1 protein-coding gene is annotated in these 516 nt (G+C 32.6%); it reads left to right on the forward strand.

The window, feature by feature from the left end; all coding sequences use genetic code 11:
• Positions 1 to 516, forward strand: a 516-nt coding sequence (locus ACFIMW_RS09545) for a hypothetical protein (RefSeq protein WP_375697404.1), incomplete at both ends; no start/stop codon positions are given.

A 516-nucleotide genomic window follows, 5' to 3' on the forward strand; every position in this document is an offset into this window, starting at 1 on the left:
CTGCCAGCCTCACTGAAAAATTGAGTTGTGTTTCTTCGAAAGAAAATCTTGAAATTTTTGAAAGTGAAGAAAGTGAGGGCAATGATGAAAGTGATAGAGATTTTTCTGATTCTGAACTCGTTAATTTATATGATGAATTTATGAAGAATAGAGTTACGGAAGAAGATGTTAAGTATTTCAGTCTCTATAAATCTTTGGCTAAGGAAAATGATGACCTTAAAGAACAACTAGAAAAGTCCCAACAAAACTTGATTAATCTTGAAAGGGAAAATGCTAGGTTGATTGACAAGGTTAAAGGGAGGGAAATTGACTTAGGAATTTTGAACAAAGAAAGAGATGCTTTAGTTTTAAAAGTTGAAAAGCTTGAAAATGATTTGAAAGTCTCTAAAGAATCAATTGAAAAGATGAATTCCGGGTTTAAGAAATTGAATGAAATTCTTGGGAGTCAAAAGTGCCACAATGACAAACAAGGTATAGGTTATTCGGAAAAAGGTAAAAAAGGGTCTATTCCGGTTG

It is taken from the genome of Bartonella sp. AC329YNZD (assembly GCF_042196685.1).
GTDB lineage: Bacteria > Pseudomonadota > Alphaproteobacteria > Rhizobiales > Rhizobiaceae > Bartonella.